Source organism: Streptomyces atratus, from assembly GCF_014648655.1.
Classification (GTDB): Bacteria; Actinomycetota; Actinomycetes; order Streptomycetales; family Streptomycetaceae; genus Streptomyces; species Streptomyces atratus.
This window is the reverse complement of record NZ_BMRN01000006.1, coordinates 71,792-87,482: the sequence shown is the minus strand read 5'-3', so window position 1 is coordinate 87,482 and position 15,691 is coordinate 71,792. Positions and strand designations below refer to the sequence as shown.

Here is a 15,691-nt window from a genome sequence, read left to right as displayed (position 1 = left end):
ATGCCAGAGGTCCCTGAGCGGTAGTGCCGGGCCGATCGGTGCTCGTGGCCGTCCGGTCGGCGGTCGAGCCGGGTCCGCAGTGGCAGAGCCGGATCTGTCAGTGGCCGAGCTGGGCCAGGCCCTCGGTGGCGATGCGCTCGAAGACCTTCTCGTCCGCCGCGAAGTCGGAGTCCGGGATCGGCGAGTGAATGACGATCTCCGTGAAGCCCAGTGCGAAGTGGGTGCCCGCGAAATCCACGAAGGCGTCGAAGGACTGCAGCGGGCGGTCCGGCGTGAAACCGGTGAGAAGGATCTTGTCCAGCTCGCCGACATCCCGGCCGATGGACTCGCAGGCCGTGCCCAGCTTGGTGAGCTGCCCGCGGATGGCCTCAACGGACTGCTCCGGGGTCCCCGCTTCGTACAGCTTCGGGTCGCCCGTGGTGACCCAGGCCTGCCCGTACTGCGCGGCAAGCTTCATCCCGCGCGGCCCGGTCGCGGCCACTGCGAACGGCAGCCGGGGCCGCTGCACACAGCCGGGGATGTTCCGGGCCTCGTTCGCCGCGTAGAACCGGCCTTCGTACGTCACCGAGGGCTCACGCAGCAGCTGGTCGAGCAGCGGTACGAACTCATCGAAGTGGTCGGCCCGTTCGCGCGGCGTCCACGGCTCCTCGTCGCTCCGGCGCAGCGTTGTGGCATCGAAGCCGTTGCCGCCCGCGCCGATACCGAGAGTGACGCGTCCGTCGGAGACGTCGTCCAGCGTGATGAGGTCCTTGGCGAGCGTGACGGGGTGCCGGAAGTTGGGGGAGGTGACGAGGGTGCCCAGGCGCAGCCGCTGGGTGGCGGCGGCCGCGGCGGTGAGGGTCGGTACCGCGCCGAACCACGGCCCGTCGCGGAAGGTCCGCCAGGTCAGATGGTCGTAGGTGTAGGCAGCGTGGAACCCCAGTTCCTCGGCGTGCTGCCAGACCTTCTGGCCCTTGCTCCAGCGGTGGATGGGCAGAATCACAGTGCTCAGACGCATGACTACGACCTTACGGGGCCGATAACCGGTGGGCGTCTTCGTGGAAGCGCACCGGCCCTCGGCGGGACCGGTCGTGGGATCAGCCGCCGCGGTCAGTCGCGGAAACGCAGAAATGCGGGCGGTACGGCAGCGGTGAGCCAGACTCCGTTGGCGCTGACATAGAAGGTGTGGCCCGCGCGGTGCATCGCGGCCGCGTCCACCGACAGGACGACGGGGCGGCCGCGCCGGGCGCCTACCCTGGTCGCCGTCTCGCGGTCGGGCGAGAGATGGACGTGTGTGCGGGCCATGGGACGCAGACCCTCGCTGCGAATCGCGTCCAGCACGCGGCCCACCGTGCCGTGGTAGAGGTACGCGGGCGGCTCGGCCGGCGGGAGAGCCAGATCGACCGGGACGGTGTGGCCCTGGCTCGCACGAATGCGGCCGTCCTCGACGGCGAAGCGCTGCTTGTCGTTGACGGCGACGACATGTTCGAGTTCGGCCCGGGTGATGGGGAAGTTGTTGCGGGCCGTGGCGCGCAGCAGTTCGTCGATCGTCACCCAGCCGTTGGCATCGAGCGTGATTCCGATCCGCTCCGGCTGGTGCCGCAGGTGTTTCGAGAGGTACTTGGACACCTTGATGGTGCGTCTGTCGTCCATCCCGTCAGAGTGCCCGCGGCGGTCGCGCACTCGCATCCGGATTTCACCCCGATTCACTACAGCAATTTTATTCGCTGTAGCAATTTTCGTCCACAGGTTTGATCCACAAGCAACTTGAGTTATCCACAGGCTAATTGGCGATTCTGTGGACAAGGGCCTGAGGAATCAACCACTTTGGGTAATATGCTCTACTTCGCCGGTAGATGAGACAAGCACATCCAATGTCCTTGACTGCACCTCGCGTTCTGCCGCTGCCGCCACGAAGGCCGACACGTTCTCCGGACCAACCAGTCCTTCTACGGAGCGGATCGTCTCCGGTGGCAGATCCACTTGGCGCGTCATGGGGATCGAGGCATCCGAGGTGAGCGGGGTATCCGAGCCGAGATGGTGCTGCAGATGTCTGGTGGCGAACGTCCGCATCGCACGCGCCAGTTCGGCGTCCACCGTCTGCTGAGCGAGCGGACGCAGCCTGCGCACCATAGCCGCCGCTTCTGCCGCGTCCGAGTCCGTCGGCGGACGATGACCGAGATAGCGCGCAAAGACGTGCTCCGTGGTGAACTCCAGGAAGCGCGAGGCGATCTGCTCGACCTGGCCGCGAAGTTCCCTCAGATGGCCCGAGATTGCACTGAGTGGTACGCCGGCTGCGTACAACTCGACTGCCACTGCCAGCTCTTGAGGACTCGGAACCAGGAACTCGTCGTCCCGTCCTGGGATGCGTTCGAGTACGCCGAGCTCCACCGCCTCGGTGACCGCCTCGTCGTCCGGACTGCCACCGAACCTGGTGTTCAGCTCGGCCCGGGTGATCCGGTCGGCCTGCTCGTCCGTCCAGGGGCCGTGCACCTCGGCGACGAGCCCGAGGATCCCGCCCAGACCGCGGCCCGTGTCCCACGCCTCCAGGAGTTCCTTGATACTGGCCAGGGTGTACCCGCGATCCAGCAGATCGGCGATCTGCCGGAGCCGGGCGAGGTGGGTGTCCCGGTACACATTGGCCCGGCCGCGCCGTTCCGGCGTCGGCAACAGGCCGCGGTCCTGGTAGGCGCGGATCGTACGGACCGTGGCGCCGCTCGCATGCGCCAGGTCCTCGATCCGGTACTCGGCGGCGGACCGGCCGGCCACCGCCGACGACTGCCCGGGGCCACTCACAGCGGTGGCTTCAGCCGGGCGATCCCGCGCAGCGCACCGGGACTGAACCGGGACAGGAACCGGGCGCCGCGGGCCTCCGGTGTCACCGGCACGACGGCCTGGTTGCGCACCACTGCCTTGAGGATCGCATCGGCGACTCTCTCCGGCGGATAGTTACGCAGCCCGTACAGCCGGCTGGTCCGCTTCTGCAGACGCTTCTCCTCCGCGGCGCCGGCACCCGCAAAGTGCGTCGTAGCGGTGATGTTCGTGTTGACGATGCCGGGGCAGATCGCGCTGACCCCGATCGACCGGTCGGCGAGTTCGGCCCGCAGACACTCGCTGAGCATCAGCACGGCCGCCTTGGAAGTGCTGTATGCGGGCAGCGCCCGGGAAGGCTGATAGGCGGCGGCGGAAGCCGTGTTGACGATATGGCCGCCCTGGCCGCGTTCGGCCATCTGCTTGCCGAAGATCCGGCAGCCATGGATGACACCCCACAGATTGACGTCGAGGACATTCTTCCAGTCCTCGCTCGTGGTCTCCAGGAAGGAGCCGGACAGGCCGATCCCTGCGTTGTTGACCAGGACGTCGACGATGCCGTACTCGGTGGCGACCTTCTCGGCGAGCTTCTCCATCGCCTGTTCGTCACTGACGTCGACCGCTTCGCCCCAGGCTGCCGGGGAGCCGATCAGCCGGGCCATCTCCGCCGTCCTGGCCGCTCCCTCCGCGTCCCGGTCCACGGCCACCACTCGTGCGCCCGCCTCGGCGAAGGCGAAAGCAGTGGCCCGCCCGATGCCGCCCGCCGCGCCCGTCACAAGGACCAGCTGTCCGCCGAACCGGTCCGCGTACGCCCCGGTCGGCGCGGTGTCCTGCACCGGCCTGCCGTCCTCCCGTGCCGCCTCGTTGGCCGCCACGAACTCACTGATCCAGGAGGCGATCCGGTCCGGCCTGGTGCGCGGCACCCAGTGCTTGCCCGGCAAGGAGCGGCGCACCAACTGGGGCGCCCACAGCTCCAGTTGGTCGTACAGCTTCTCCGACAGGAAGATGTCTCCGGTAGGCGTGATCAGCTGGACCGGTACATGCGCATAGGCGTCGGTACGGGGTCTGCGCAGCCGGGCCCGGACGTTGTCGCGGTAGAGCCAGGCGCCATGCGCCGCATCGTCGGGAAGGGAGGGCGTCGGATAGTCACCCGCGGGCACCTTCTCCAGTCGCTGGAGAATTCGCGGCCACTGCTTGCCGAGCGGGCCGCGCCAGGCGAGCTCGGGCAGGACCGGCGTATGCAGCATGTAGACGTACCAGGACTTGGCGCCCTGGCCGAGCAACTGGCCGACCCGGCGCGGGGTGGGCCGGGTCATCCGCTGCTTGATCCAGTGCCCGAAATGGTCCAGGGAAGGCCCGGACATCGAGGTGAACGAGGCGATCCGGCCCTCGGTCCGCTTGACCGTGACGAACTCCCAGGACTGGACAGACCCCCAGTCGTGCCCGACCAGATGCACCGGCCGGTCCGGGCTCACAGCGTTGGCGACGGCCAGAAAGTCATCGGTGAGCTTCTCCAGGGTGAAGCCGCCGCGCAGCGGTGCCGGCGCTGTGGAACGGCCGTGCCCGCGCACGTCGTACAGTACGACGTGCCAATGGTCGGCCAGTTGCCTGGCGACATCCGTCCAGACTTCCTTGCTGTCCGGGTAGCCGTGCACGAGGACGATCGTCGGCCGTCCCTCGTCGCCCAATTCGGCGACACACAGCTCGATTCCGCCCGTACGCACCCGGCGCTCGCGCGCTCCCGGCAGGCTCATGCCGCCACCCTCTCCTCGGCCCAGCGCCGCACATGCGGCAGATCGTCGTCCAGCCAGAAGGCGCTCTGTTCGGGGTCCCTGGAGTCGGTGACCACCAGGATCTCCTCGAACTTGGCACCCGTACCCCGGAATCCGAGGTGGGGTTCGACCGCCCACAGCCCGGGCTGCGGCGGATGGTCGGAGAAGCGGTATGGACTCCACAGCGGCGACCAGCCGTCCCGGTGTCCGTGCAGTGCGTCGCTCATCAGACCCTTGAGCGACTGGGTGCCGAAGCCGAACACATGGGGGGACCAGCGGTGCTCGGCCACGCGGTCGATCTTGTGGGCGATGACGCCGAAGGGGTAGGCACGATGTCTGTTGACGTACCCCTGCTTGATCATCAGGCGTTCGACGTCCTCGTAGATCTCGCGCAGCGAACGCCGCTCCCGCACCTCGCGCAGAATCAGCTCACGGTGGACTTCCAGATCGGCCAGGAGCTTGTCGTGCAGGGGACTGAGCCCGAGGCAGCCGGAGTAGCCGATGTCCGCTGTGAAGCCCTTGTGCACCGGGGCCATGTCGAGGATGAACGGCATCCCCGGCTCCAGTTTCCGGTTGGTCGGGAAGAACTGCAGGGGCACCTTGAAGCCGGCGAACGCCGTGCGGTCCCCGAACCAGGCGAAGGGGAGGTGGAACCAGTCCCGCACCCCGCGCTCGCGCAGCCAGTCGCGCTGCATGCGGGCAGCCTCGCGCTCGGTCACCCCCGGCGTGAGCCGGGCGGCGACCGCCTCGGCGCAGTCGTACGCGAGACGTTGTACTTCTCTGAACCCCCGCAGCTCCGGGGCCTGTTCGTCCTTGACTGCCGAGGTCATGCCACCGTCCGTTCCCTGCAGTGTGCGGTACGTGCCCGTAACGTGACACTGATGAATGTGACAATGTCCGGCGACTGCGTCAAGAGGTGTGCGGAGACCTGTGGACAACCCGGGCAGGCCTTTCCCCCGACCTCCTGGCTCCTTCCCCGTGGTGGCCCCCTACGGGTCCGTACGCCTGGAGTCTGATGCGGATCCAGCCGCCAGGGCTGACGACCGGTGTGGTCTGCGCCACTATCTTCGAAGACGTGACTGTGATCGCGACCGAAAGCCTGAGCAAGCGGTTCCCCCGGGTGACCGCGCTTGACCGGCTCTCCCTGGACATCGGACCCGGTGTGACCGGCCTGGTGGGTTCCAATGGAGCCGGCAAGTCCACATTGATCAAGATCCTGCTGGGTCTGTCCCCTGCCACCGAAGGCCGGGCCGCGGTGCTCGGACTCGACGTCGCCACCAGTGGCGCCGCCATCCGGGAACGGGTCGGCTACATGCCCGAGCACGACTGTCTGCCGCCGGACGTCTCGGCCACCGAGTTCGTCGTCCACATGGCGCGGATGTCCGGACTGCCGCCGACGGCAGCGCGCGAGCGCACCGCCGACACACTGCGCCACGTCGGTCTGTACGAGGAGCGCTACCGCCCCATCGGCGGCTACTCGACCGGCATGAAGCAGCGCGTGAAACTGGCCCAGGCACTGGTCCACGACCCGCAGCTGGTCCTGCTCGACGAGCCGACGAACGGCCTCGACCCGGTCGGCCGCGACGAGATGCTCGGGCTGATCCGCCGCGTACACACGGACTTCGGCATCTCGGTCCTGGTCACCTCGCACCTCCTGGGCGAGCTGGAACGCACCTGCGACCATGTCGTCGTCATCGATGGCGGCACACTTCTGCGCTCCAGCTCCACCAGCGACTTCACGCAGACCACCACGACCCTCGCGGTCGAGGTCACCGACAGCGACACCCACCCGGACGGCACCGACGCACTGCGTCAGGTCCTCACCCGGGCCGGCGTCAACCTCGTGGGCCACGACGGTCTCGACGGGCAGGGGCTGCCCGGTGCGGGTCACATCCTGCTGGTCGAGGCGACCGGCGAGGAGACGTACGACATCGTGCGCGACAGCGTGGCCGGGCTCGGGCTCGGTCTCGTGCGGATGGAGCAGCGGCGCCATCACATCGCCGAGGTCTTCCGTACCGAAGAGGCACCGCGCGCCGCAGCCGTCACGCAGACCGTGTCCGCGGTTGTCGGGGCCGTACAGCAGAAGGGGAGCGGTCGTGATGAGCACTGAGACCGGAGCCGTGAGCGGGAGCGAGACCTCCCGGATCCACAACATCGGGTACCGCTCCTACGACGGCAAGCGGCTGGGACGCAGCTATGCGCGGCGCTCGCTCTACTCGCAGTCCCTGCGGGGTTCCTTCGGACTGGGGCGTTCCGCGAAGTCCAAGGTGCTGCCGATGCTGCTGTTCGGTGTGATGTGCATGGTCGCAGCGATCATCGTCGCGGTTGCCATCGCCGCCCCGGGGACCACGGCTCTGCCGATCAAGTACACGGCGTTCGCGATCTATCTGCAGGCCGTCATCGGACTCTTCCTCGCCGCGCAGGCACCGCAGTCGGTCTCCCGTGACCTGCGCTTCAAGAGTGTGCCGCTGTACTTCTCGCGGCCGATCGAGCGGGCCGACTATGTCGTCGCGAAGCTGGCGGCCATGGCGTCCGCGCTCTTCATCCTCACCGGGGCGCCGCTCGTCATCCTCTATGTGGGCGCGCTGCTGGGGAAGTTCGACTTCGCCGAGCAGACCAAGGGGTTCGGACAGGGGCTGGTTTCGGTGGCGCTGCTGTCCGTGCTCTTCGCCGGACTGGGCCTGGTGATGGCCGCGCTGACACCGCGCCGCGGTTTCGGTGTTGCCGCGGTGATCGCCGTACTGACCATCTCCTTCGGCGCGGTCTCGACGGTCCAGGCCATTGCCTGGCAGACGGGTTCGACGGGGGCCATCGAGTGGCTGGGGCTCTTCTCCCCCATCACGCTGATCGGTGGTGTACAGACCGCGTTCCTCGGGGCCACTTCGGCCTTCCCCGGAGGGGAAGGTCCGGGGGTTGGGGCCGGCGTGGTCTATCTGATCGTTGTTCTCGCGCTCGTCGCCGGCTCGTACGCCGTACTGATGCGCCGCTACCGGAGGGTCGGGCTGTGACCACCATCGAGATCGACCACACCTCGCGCTGGTTCGGCAATGTGGTCGCCGTCAACGACGTGAGCATGACGGTCGGCCAGGGCGTCACCGGGCTGCTCGGCCCCAACGGCGCGGGAAAGTCCACGCTGATCAACATGATGGCCGGTTTCCTCGCTCCGTCGACTGGCACGGTCACGCTCGACGGCCGGCCGATCTGGCGCAATGAAGCGGTGTACAAGGAGATCGGGATCGTGCCGGAACGGGAAGGGATGTACGACTTCCTGACCGGCCGCGAATTCGTCGTCGCCAATGCGGAACTGCAGGGGCTCGGCGATGCGGCGGCGCAGAAGGCGCTGGCCACGGTCGAGATGGAGTACGCGCAGGACCGCAAGATCTCGACGTACAGCAAGGGCATGCGCCAGCGCGTGAAGATGGCGTCCGCCCTGGTCCACGAACCGTCGGTGCTGCTGCTCGACGAGCCGTTCAACGGGATGGACCCGCGCCAGCGGATGCAGCTGATGGCGCTGCTGCGGCGGATGGGGGCGGAGGGCCGTAGCGTGCTCTTCTCCTCCCACATCCTCGAAGAGGTCGAACAACTCGCCTCGCACATCGAGGTGATCGTGGCGGGACGGCACGCGGCATCCGGTGACTTCCGGAAGATCCGCCGGCTGATGACGGATCGCCCGCACCGCTATCTCGTACGTTCCAGCGATGACCGAGCCCTCGCTGCCGCGCTCATCGCCGACCCGTCGACGGCCGGTATCGAGGTGGACCTGGGCGAACAGGCCCTGCGTATCCAGGCGGTCGACTTCGGACGCTTCACAGAGTTGCTGCCGAAGGTCGCACGTGACCACGGAATTCGCCTTCTGACCGTTTCGCCGTCCGACGAGTCCCTCGAATCGGTCTTTTCCTATCTCGTAGCGGCCTGAGTAGTGGCCTGAAAGGAGCTGTGAAGCGTCATGTACGACCCCACAGTCGCCCGGCTCACCTACCGGGCCCTGCTCGGCCGGCGCCGGGCCGCCATCCTCTTCGTCCTGCCGGCGCTGCTGGTGGTCATCGCCGTGGCGGTACGGGCGTTCGCCGGAGCCGATGACCAGGTCGCCTCGGATGTGCTGGGCGGCTTCGCCATCGCCACGATGGTGCCGCTGATCGGCGTGATCGCCGGAACCGGAGCCATCGGTCCCGAGATCGACGACGGATCGATCGTCTATCTGCTGGCCAAGCCGGTGAAACGGCCGACGATCATCTTCACCAAGCTGATCGTGGCCATCGCCGTCACGATGGTCTTCTCCGCACTGCCCACGCTGATCGCGGGGCTGATCCTCAACGGAAACGGCCAGCAGATCGCGGTGGCCTACACCATCGCTGCGCTGGTCGCCTCGATCGCGTACAGCTCGCTGTTCCTGCTGCTGGGCACCGTCAGCCGGCACGCGGTCGTCTTCGGCCTCGTCTACGCGCTGGTGTGGGAGGCCCTCTTCGGCACCCTGGTGCCGGGGGCGCGCACGCTCAGCGTTCAGCAGTGGTCCCTCGCGGTTGCAGAGAAGGTCGGCGGGGCCGGCGCGATCACCTCCGACGTCGGGCTGCCGGTCGCGACGGTCCTGCTGGTGGCGGTCACGGTGGCGGCGACCTGGTACGCGGGTCAGAAGCTGCGCACACTGAAGCTGGCCGGCGAGGAGTGATCGGGGGGCTTCCCCCGGGTACCTCTGTCGTGCTGCGTCTACGATCATTTCGATCTTCGTCAACCCTCGCCCCTGGGCGGGGGTTGACATATTTCGGACAGTATTACGCGTAACTGTACGGTTATCGGTTCGTTGTGCAGGGCGCGTGGAGGCAACTGGAATCTGTGGCGTCGTAGCTTTCGTGAAATCAGGGATTGTCGATGCCGGTGAGGGAGCACCCGCCGGGTCGGTCATTGAGTGAGTGGCAACCGTGAGCGTCCTCCGCCCCTCAAGCCCGGGACAGGGCTGTCCGCCGTCGGTTTCACGATCGGAAGGCATGTCCATGCCCACGGAAGTTGCCCTGCTCGAATCGCGTGCGCTGCGCGTCGAACAGATGGGGCGCGTCGACGTCCTCGACAAGGTCAAGAGCCTTGTCGTGCTCCCGGACGGAATTCACCTTCGCACAGAGGATGTGGCTCGTTACTTCGAAGTATCCACAGAGGTCATCAAAAAGGTCATCCAGCGGCATCGAGCCGAGGTCACGGAGAACGGGCTCAGGCTGCTTCGCGGCCCTGAGCTGCGGGAATTCCATAGGGACATGTTGTCCCTATGGGGCGGTGACGAGGACGGCAGTTATCCACAGGCCGCCACTCAGCTCACCCTGTACACCCGCAGGACCGTGCTCAACGTCGCGATGCTTCTTCGCGACAGCGACATCGCCCGATGCGTCCGTACGTATCTGCTCGACGCCGAGCAGGACCTGCGCGCGGGCTATGCCTCGCTCGAACACCGCGTCACCCGGATCGAGAGCTGCCTCGCAGGAGTGGGCAGCGCGCTTCAGGAGCTCGGGCCCGTCCTCAACCGGATGTCGCACCGGCTCGACAGCCTCGACCGGAGGATGGACATCACGCACCAGGTCGTCGGCGCCATGAGCGTGCGGCTGGGCCACCTCTCCGAGGACATCGCCCGTATCGACGGAAGGATGGACGATCTCGCCCGCCACCTGAAGGATCTGAGCCGCCGCAACAAGCAGCGCTGATCCGAAGGCCGTTCACGGCCTTTCGGTATTGCCCGGAAAATGGGTGGCGCCGAAAGGCCGCCCCGGTCAGAGTAGTTGGTGCAGCACACGCCGAAACCGGCGCAGCACGCCCCGACATCAACAGCCGCACGCCGACAAGCACGTCACAGGCCGGGAGAGGAGCGCGACGATGACCGAGAGTCCGAGTCCGTCGAGTTCCCAGCAGGGCGGGTCCGAGCCGGCACCGGAGTAGTCACCGACGACTCCGCCGTGCCGATCGGAGCAGGACGCCCAGGGCGGTTTCTGCGCATCGTGCGGCCGCCCACCCGGAGGATTGGCCGAGTGGTAAGGCAGCGGCTTGCTAAGCCGTCGTCGGGGTCGTGAACCCCGCGCGCGTTCGATCCGCGCATCCTCCGCAGCAACAGTGTCGGGTACCAGTACGAGTGGGGCAGCCGATCCAGCCGCCCGCCCCTACCTCTGCCTTTAACCGTACGACTGGAGCAGCCGCTCCAGCACCACAGCGATGCCGTCATCCTCGTTGGACGTGGTGATCTCCTGTGCCACGGCCTTCAGATCCTCATGCGCATTGGCCATTGCCACACCCCGCTGTGCCCAGGCGAACATCGGGATGTCGTTCGGCATGTCACCGAAGGCCAGAGTGTCAGCGGCCTTCAGACCCAGCCGGCGCGCGGCCAGCGAGAGTCCGGTCGCCTTGGTCAGCCCCAGCGGCAGGATCTCCACCACACCAGGACCGGCCATGACGACGTCGACCAGGTTGCCGACGGCCGATCGCGCGGCCTTCGCCAGTGCGTCGTCGTCGAGATCGGGATGCTGGATGTAGACCTTGTTCAGAGGGGCCGACCACAACTCGGCCGGGTCCTCCGCGAAGACAGCCGGAAGCGGCCCTTCCTGCACGCGGTAGCCGGGGCCGACCAGCACTTCGCCGTCGAGCCCGTCGCGGCTCGCCGCCAGCGCCAGCGGGCCGACCTCGGCCTCGACCTTGGACAGCGCGAGACCGGCGAGCTGCCGGTCCAGCGTCAGCGAGGTCAGCAGCTTGTGCTCACCCGCGTGGTATACCTGCGCGCCCTGGCCGCAGACCGCGAGCCCCTCGTAACCCAGGTCGTCCAGAATGTGCCGGGTCCACGGGACAGCGCGACCGGTGACGATGATGTGCGCGGCACCGGCCGCGGTGACCGCGGCCAGTGCCTCACGGGTGCGCTCGGAGACCGTGTCGTCGTCACGCAGCAGAGTGCCGTCGAGATCGGTCGCGACGAGCTTGTACGGAAAGGTCACTTGGCGACCGGCTCCAGAACCTCGCGCCCGCCCAGGTACGGCCGGAGTACCTCGGGCACCCGTACGGAGCCGTCGGCCAGCTGGTGGTTCTCCAGGATCGCCACGATCGTGCGCGGTACGGCGCACAGCGTGCCGTTCAGCGTGGCCAGCGGCTGGACCTTCTTACCGTCGCGCATCCGGACGGAAAGACGGCGCGCCTGGAAACCGTCGCAGTTCGAAGCGGATGTCAGCTCGCGGTACTTGCCCTGCGTCGGGATCCACGCCTCGCAGTCGAACTTGCGGGAGGCCGAGGCCCCCAGATCGCCGGTGGCGACATCGATCACCTGGAACGGCAGCTCAAGAGCGGTGAGCCACTGCTTCTCCCAGTCCAGGAGCCTGCGGTGCTCGGCCTCGGCGTCCGCCGGGTCGACGTACGAGAACATCTCGACCTTGTCGAACTGGTGGACACGGAAGATGCCCCGGGTGTCCTTGCCGTATGTACCGGCCTCGCGGCGGAAGCACGGTGAGAAGCCCGCGTACCGCAGTGGCAGCTTGTCGGCCTCGATGATCTCGTCCATGTGGTAAGCGGCGAGCGGGACCTCGGAGGTGCCGACCAGGTAGAAGTCGTCCTTCTCCAGGTGGTACACGTTCTCCGCGGCCTGGCCGAGGAAGCCGGTGCCCTCCATGGCGCGCGGGCGGACCAGCGCAGGCGTCAGCATCGGGACGAAGCCGGCCTCGGTGGCCTGCGCGATCGCCGCGTTGACGAGGGCGAGCTCCAGCAGCGCGCCGACACCCGTCAGGTAGTAGAAGCGCGAACCGGAGACCTTGGCGCCACGCTCCATATCGATGGCGCCGAGCTTCTCGCCGAGCTCCAGGTGGTCCTTGGGCTCGAAGCCCTCTGCCCCGAAGTCACGGATCGTGCCGTGTGTCTCCAGGACGACGAAGTCCTCCTCGCCACCGACCGGCACGTCCTCGTGGACGATGTTGCCGAGCTGGAGCATCAGGCTCCTGGCCTGGGCGTCGGCCTCGCCCTGTGCCGCGTCGGCCGCCTTGACGTCGGCCTTCAGCTGCTCGGCCTTCTTGAGGAGCTCGGCACGCTCCTCGGGCGAAGCCTTGGGGATGAGTTTGCCGAGCGATTTCTGCTCGGAGCGGAGTTCGTCGAAGCGGACGCCGGACGACCTGCGCCGCTCGTCGGCGGAGAGAAGGGCGTCGACGAGCGCGACGTCCTCTCCACGGGCGCGCTGGGAGGCGCGAACACGGTCGGGGTCCTCACGGAGCAGGCGAAGGTCAATCACTCCTCCAGGCTACCGGTGTGCGCTTCTCCAGCTCGAACCGATATTGCCAAGCGTGTCACTTTGCCCGAATTGCCTGAATTGGTAATTCTGAAGGGTATTACGTGGCTGGGGTTGATCTCGATCGTCAATAGAAAGAGTTTATTCCCCTAAATGGGGCAGAAGGTATCGACCGTCTTGACGCATCCGCCTTGCCTGGCAGGGGAGTTGGGTGTCACTTGTCCACAGGTGCTGGTGCTCCTCAAAGTTATCCACAGGCTGTGGGGAAGATCTGTGGACATCGGAAGGGATCATTCCGAAAGTCGCGTGGGGGCTCATGGATTCCCCGTTCAAACCCACTCCAGACGCTCGTTCGGGTGGGAATTCGCCGCCCAAAAGAGTTGATCAATGGAATTCAGGTGACACGGGGCACCCGGGTGACCTGTCGGCCTGTGGGTGCATCTGAGCCGACTGGAGCGATATGTCGACCATGTCGCATTGGAGTGTCGACTTGTCCCCAGGTCGAGAACCACCCCTGTGGATAACTCTGTGGATGATGAAAAGCGGTAGATAGCACGGGTCCTTCAGGTGCACCGGCACCCGGGCGCACCGTTCCCCGGGACCGACGGTCCCGGACCGCCGTCAGCCCCGGCCGTCCAGATTGCGGGCCAGCCAGTCGGAGGCCTCCGTGAACTCCGCGTCCGACGTCCCCGCCCGCAGTGGCCGTACATCCTGCAACGCCACCCCGGCCCGCGGGTACGAGCCGAGGAACCGTACCTTCGGGCAGATCCGCTTCAGCCCCATCAACGCCTCGCCGACCCGGCGGTCCGCAATGTGTCCCTCGGCGTCCACCGCGAAGCAGTAGTTCCCGATACCGGCCCCGGTCGGCCGCGATTGGATCAGCATCAGGTTCACCCCGCGCACCGCGAACTCCTGGAGCAGTTCGAGCAGTGCACCGGGGTGGTCCTCGCCCAGCCAGATGACCACCGACGTCTTGTCCGCTCCCGTCGGCGCCGCCGGCCGGGCCGGGCGGCCCACCAGGACGAAGCGGGTCTGCGCGTTCACCGCGTCATGGATATCGGTCACCAGCGGTTCGAGACCGTAGGTCGCCGCCGCGAACTCACCGGCGAAGGCGGCGTCGTACCGTCCTTCCTGCACCAGCCGGGCGCCGTCGGCGTTGGAGGCCGCCGACTCCCATACGGCGTCCGGGAGATGGGCGGCCATCCAGTTGCGCACCTGCGGCTGCGCGGCCGGGTGCGCGGTGACCGATTTGATGTCGGACAGCTTGGTACCCGGCCGCACCAGCAGCGCGAAGGTGATGGAGAGCAGCACCTCGCGGTAGATCATCAGCGGTTCGCCGGTGGTCAGCTCGTCGAGCGTCGCGGTGATGCCGCCCTCGACGGAGTTCTCGATCGGTACGAGCGCTGCCGCGGCGGCCCCGCTGCGTACCGCGTCCAGAGCCACCGGTACGGAGACCATCGGGACGAGTTCGCGGGTGGCGGCTTCCGGGAGCGTACGGAGGGCGACCTCGGTGAAGGTGCCTTCAGGGCCGAGATATGCGTAGCGCGTGGCGGACATACCGTCACCCTAATGCGCCCCGGTCTCTCAGGACTCCAGTAGCCGCTGACCCACGTATTCGCCGTCCGCCGCACCGCCCGGCACCGCGAACAGGCCGCTGGCCTCGTGCCGGATGAACGGCGACAGGGCATCGCCGCGGTCCAGTTTGCGCTGCACCGGAACGAACCCCCGCAGCGGATCCGCCTGCCAGCAGATGAACAGCAGCCCGGCGTCCGGAGTGCCGTCCGCCGAGATGCCGTCGTGGTACGAGAAGGGGCGGCGCAGCATGGCCGCGCCGCTGTTCTTCTCGGGGGAGGAGATCCGGGCGTGGGCGTTGTCCGGGATCAGGAGCTTGCCGTCGGGGCCTGCCTTGTCGAGGTCCATCGCGGTGGTCTCGGCACCGCCACTCAGCGGAGCGCCGTCCTTCTTGCGGCGCCCTATGACCTGCTCCTGCCGTTCCACCGGGAGCTTCTCCCAGTCGTCGAGCAGCATCCTGATCCGCCGGACGACCGCATACGAGCCGCCTGCCAGCCAGTCGTACTTCGTATCGGTCCCGGCCGGGACGAAGACGCGCCGGTCGAAGTCGCTCTCGGCGGGCTTCGGGTTACCGGTGCCGTCTATCTGGCCCATCAGATTGCGGGCGGTCATCGGCTGCGCGGTGGCGCCGGGGGATCGGTTGAAGCCGTTCATCTGCCAGCGGACCCCGGCAGCCGGGGCGGCCTCCTTCTGCACGGCACGCAGCGCGTGGAAGGCGACGAGCGCGTCGTCGGCGCCGATCTGTACCCAGAGGTCACCGTTGGAGCGCTTGGCGTCGATGTGGTCGGAGGAGAACGGCGGCAGCGGGTCGAGTCCCGGTGGCCGGTGGCCGACCAGGCCGGTGCGCTCGAAGAAGGTGTGGCCGAAGCCGAAGGTGACGGTCAGCGAGGACGGTCCGGCATCCAGCGCGATCCCGGTGTCATGGGTGGCGCCGTCCGCCGCGCCGCTGTCGGCGGCTTCGCCGGCCATCAGGCGCCGGGCCACGGCCGACCATCGGCGCATCAGGGCAGCCGCTTCCTTCCGTCCCGCACCGGGCGCCAGATCGAAGGCGACGAGATGGCCGCGGGCCTGAAGCGGAGTGGTGATCCCCGGTTGATGTTTCCCGTGAAACATCACCTGGGTGGAGCCGACCGCGGTCAGAGCGGTCGGCTCGTCGGTCCTGGTCGCTGCATAGCCGGTCGCGCCGCCCGCCGCACCCAGTACCAGCCCGGTCGCACCGGCCGCGCCCGCACTGCCGAGCAGCCGCCTCCGGGAGATGGCGCCACTGCCACGGGCTTTGTCGTCCCCGCTGCCTGCGGAGGTATTCCTGTTGCTGTTTCCGCTCACGATC

14 protein-coding genes and 1 tRNA gene are annotated in these 15,691 nt (G+C 67.6%); 6 read left to right on the top strand and 9 right to left on the bottom strand.

The window, feature by feature from the left end:
- Nucleotides 1-97 precede the first annotated feature (97 nt).
- The 5 genes from IEZ15_RS12495 to IEZ15_RS12475 all read right to left on the bottom strand — a co-directional run bounded on the left by IEZ15_RS12495 (nucleotide 98) and on the right by IEZ15_RS12475 (nucleotide 5,392).
- Nucleotides 98-997: an LLM class flavin-dependent oxidoreductase gene (locus IEZ15_RS12495; protein WP_189276568.1), complete on the bottom strand. Its 900-nt coding sequence runs from the start codon at nucleotides 995-997 to the stop codon at nucleotides 98-100.
- Nucleotides 998-1,089: 92 nt separating this feature from the next.
- The gene (locus IEZ15_RS12490; RefSeq protein ID WP_189276566.1) at nucleotides 1,090-1,632 is read right to left on the bottom strand and encodes an RNA 2'-phosphotransferase; all 543 of its coding nucleotides are present in this window, start codon (nucleotides 1,630-1,632) and stop codon (nucleotides 1,090-1,092) included.
- A gap of 165 nt (nucleotides 1,633-1,797) precedes the next feature.
- On the bottom strand, nucleotides 1,798-2,775 hold the full coding sequence (locus tag IEZ15_RS12485; protein ID WP_373302555.1) for a MerR family transcriptional regulator: 978 nt from the start codon (nucleotides 2,773-2,775) through the stop codon (nucleotides 1,798-1,800).
- Nucleotides 2,772-4,544, bottom strand: coding sequence for an SDR family oxidoreductase (locus IEZ15_RS12480; RefSeq protein WP_189276565.1), 1,773 nt, complete (start codon nucleotides 4,542-4,544; stop codon nucleotides 2,772-2,774). The genes IEZ15_RS12485 and IEZ15_RS12480 overlap by 4 nt, the downstream gene beginning before the upstream one ends.
- Nucleotides 4,541-5,392 carry a M24 family metallopeptidase gene (locus tag IEZ15_RS12475; RefSeq protein ID WP_189276563.1) on the bottom strand — a complete coding sequence of 284 codons (852 nt, stop codon included), beginning with the start codon at nucleotides 5,390-5,392 and terminating at the stop codon, nucleotides 4,541-4,543. Before IEZ15_RS12475 ends, IEZ15_RS12480 begins: the two co-directional genes overlap by 4 nt.
- A 290-nt stretch (nucleotides 5,393-5,682) precedes the next feature.
- Between IEZ15_RS12475 and IEZ15_RS12470 the strand changes: the two genes are divergently transcribed.
- From IEZ15_RS12470 to IEZ15_RS12445, 6 genes are all read left to right on the top strand, one after another.
- A complete protein-coding gene (locus IEZ15_RS12470; RefSeq protein ID WP_189276896.1) occupies nucleotides 5,683-6,672 on the top strand; it encodes an ABC transporter ATP-binding protein in 990 nt (329 codons plus the stop codon).
- Nucleotides 6,662-7,570 carry an ABC transporter permease gene (locus tag IEZ15_RS12465; RefSeq protein ID WP_114245576.1) on the top strand — a complete coding sequence of 303 codons (909 nt, stop codon included), beginning with the start codon at nucleotides 6,662-6,664 and terminating at the stop codon, nucleotides 7,568-7,570. The genes IEZ15_RS12470 and IEZ15_RS12465 overlap by 11 nt, the downstream gene beginning before the upstream one ends.
- The gene (locus tag IEZ15_RS12460; RefSeq protein ID WP_189276561.1) at nucleotides 7,567-8,478 is read left to right on the top strand and encodes an ABC transporter ATP-binding protein; all 912 of its coding nucleotides are present in this window, start codon (nucleotides 7,567-7,569) and stop codon (nucleotides 8,476-8,478) included. The genes IEZ15_RS12465 and IEZ15_RS12460 overlap by 4 nt, the downstream gene beginning before the upstream one ends.
- Nucleotides 8,479-8,508: 30 nt before the next feature.
- Nucleotides 8,509-9,228, top strand: a complete 720-nt coding sequence (locus tag IEZ15_RS12455) for an ABC transporter permease (protein WP_189276559.1) — start codon at nucleotides 8,509-8,511, stop codon at nucleotides 9,226-9,228.
- Nucleotides 9,229-9,550: 322 nt separating this feature from the next.
- Nucleotides 9,551-10,246 carry a hypothetical protein gene (locus IEZ15_RS12450; RefSeq protein WP_189276557.1) on the top strand — a complete coding sequence of 232 codons (696 nt, stop codon included), beginning with the start codon at nucleotides 9,551-9,553 and terminating at the stop codon, nucleotides 10,244-10,246.
- A gap of 307 nt (nucleotides 10,247-10,553) precedes the next feature.
- Nucleotides 10,554-10,641: transfer RNA gene (locus tag IEZ15_RS12445), tRNA-Ser, on the top strand.
- Between the two features lie 67 nt (nucleotides 10,642-10,708).
- On the opposite strand, the gene IEZ15_RS12440 is transcribed toward IEZ15_RS12445, so the two are convergent.
- The 4 genes from IEZ15_RS12440 to efeB form a co-directional block, all read right to left on the bottom strand.
- On the bottom strand, nucleotides 10,709-11,518 hold the full coding sequence (locus IEZ15_RS12440; protein ID WP_189276555.1) for an HAD family hydrolase: 810 nt from the start codon (nucleotides 11,516-11,518) through the stop codon (nucleotides 10,709-10,711).
- Nucleotides 11,515-12,792 carry a serine--tRNA ligase gene (serS, locus tag IEZ15_RS12435; RefSeq protein WP_189276553.1) on the bottom strand — a complete coding sequence of 426 codons (1,278 nt, stop codon included), beginning with the start codon at nucleotides 12,790-12,792 and terminating at the stop codon, nucleotides 11,515-11,517. The genes IEZ15_RS12440 and serS overlap by 4 nt, the downstream gene beginning before the upstream one ends.
- A 618-nt stretch (nucleotides 12,793-13,410) precedes the next feature.
- A complete protein-coding gene (gene pheA / locus IEZ15_RS12430; RefSeq protein ID WP_114245581.1) occupies nucleotides 13,411-14,346 on the bottom strand; it encodes a prephenate dehydratase in 936 nt (311 codons plus the stop codon).
- A gap of 27 nt (nucleotides 14,347-14,373) precedes the next feature.
- A complete protein-coding gene (gene efeB, locus IEZ15_RS12425) occupies nucleotides 14,374-15,687 on the bottom strand; it encodes an iron uptake transporter deferrochelatase/peroxidase subunit (RefSeq protein ID WP_189276551.1) in 1,314 nt (437 codons plus the stop codon).
- Nucleotides 15,688-15,691 lie beyond the last annotated feature (4 nt).

Coding starts and splice junctions, on each gene's coding strand:
- IEZ15_RS12495 (WP_189276568.1), bottom strand. CDS start 997: ATGCGTCTGAGCACTGTGATTCTGCCCATCCACCGCTGGAGCAAGGGC.
- IEZ15_RS12490 (WP_189276566.1), bottom strand. CDS start 1,632: ATGGACGACAGACGCACCATCAAGGTGTCCAAGTACCTCTCGAAACAC.
- IEZ15_RS12480 (WP_189276565.1), bottom strand. CDS start 4,544: ATGAGCCTGCCGGGAGCGCGCGAGCGCCGGGTGCGTACGGGCGGAATC.
- IEZ15_RS12475 (WP_189276563.1), bottom strand. CDS start 5,392: ATGACCTCGGCAGTCAAGGACGAACAGGCCCCGGAGCTGCGGGGGTTC.
- IEZ15_RS12465 (WP_114245576.1), top strand. CDS start 6,662: ATGAGCACTGAGACCGGAGCCGTGAGCGGGAGCGAGACCTCCCGGATC.
- IEZ15_RS12455 (WP_189276559.1), top strand. CDS start 8,509: ATGTACGACCCCACAGTCGCCCGGCTCACCTACCGGGCCCTGCTCGGC.
- IEZ15_RS12450 (WP_189276557.1), top strand. CDS start 9,551: ATGCCCACGGAAGTTGCCCTGCTCGAATCGCGTGCGCTGCGCGTCGAA.
- pheA (WP_114245581.1), bottom strand. CDS start 14,346: ATGTCCGCCACGCGCTACGCATATCTCGGCCCTGAAGGCACCTTCACC.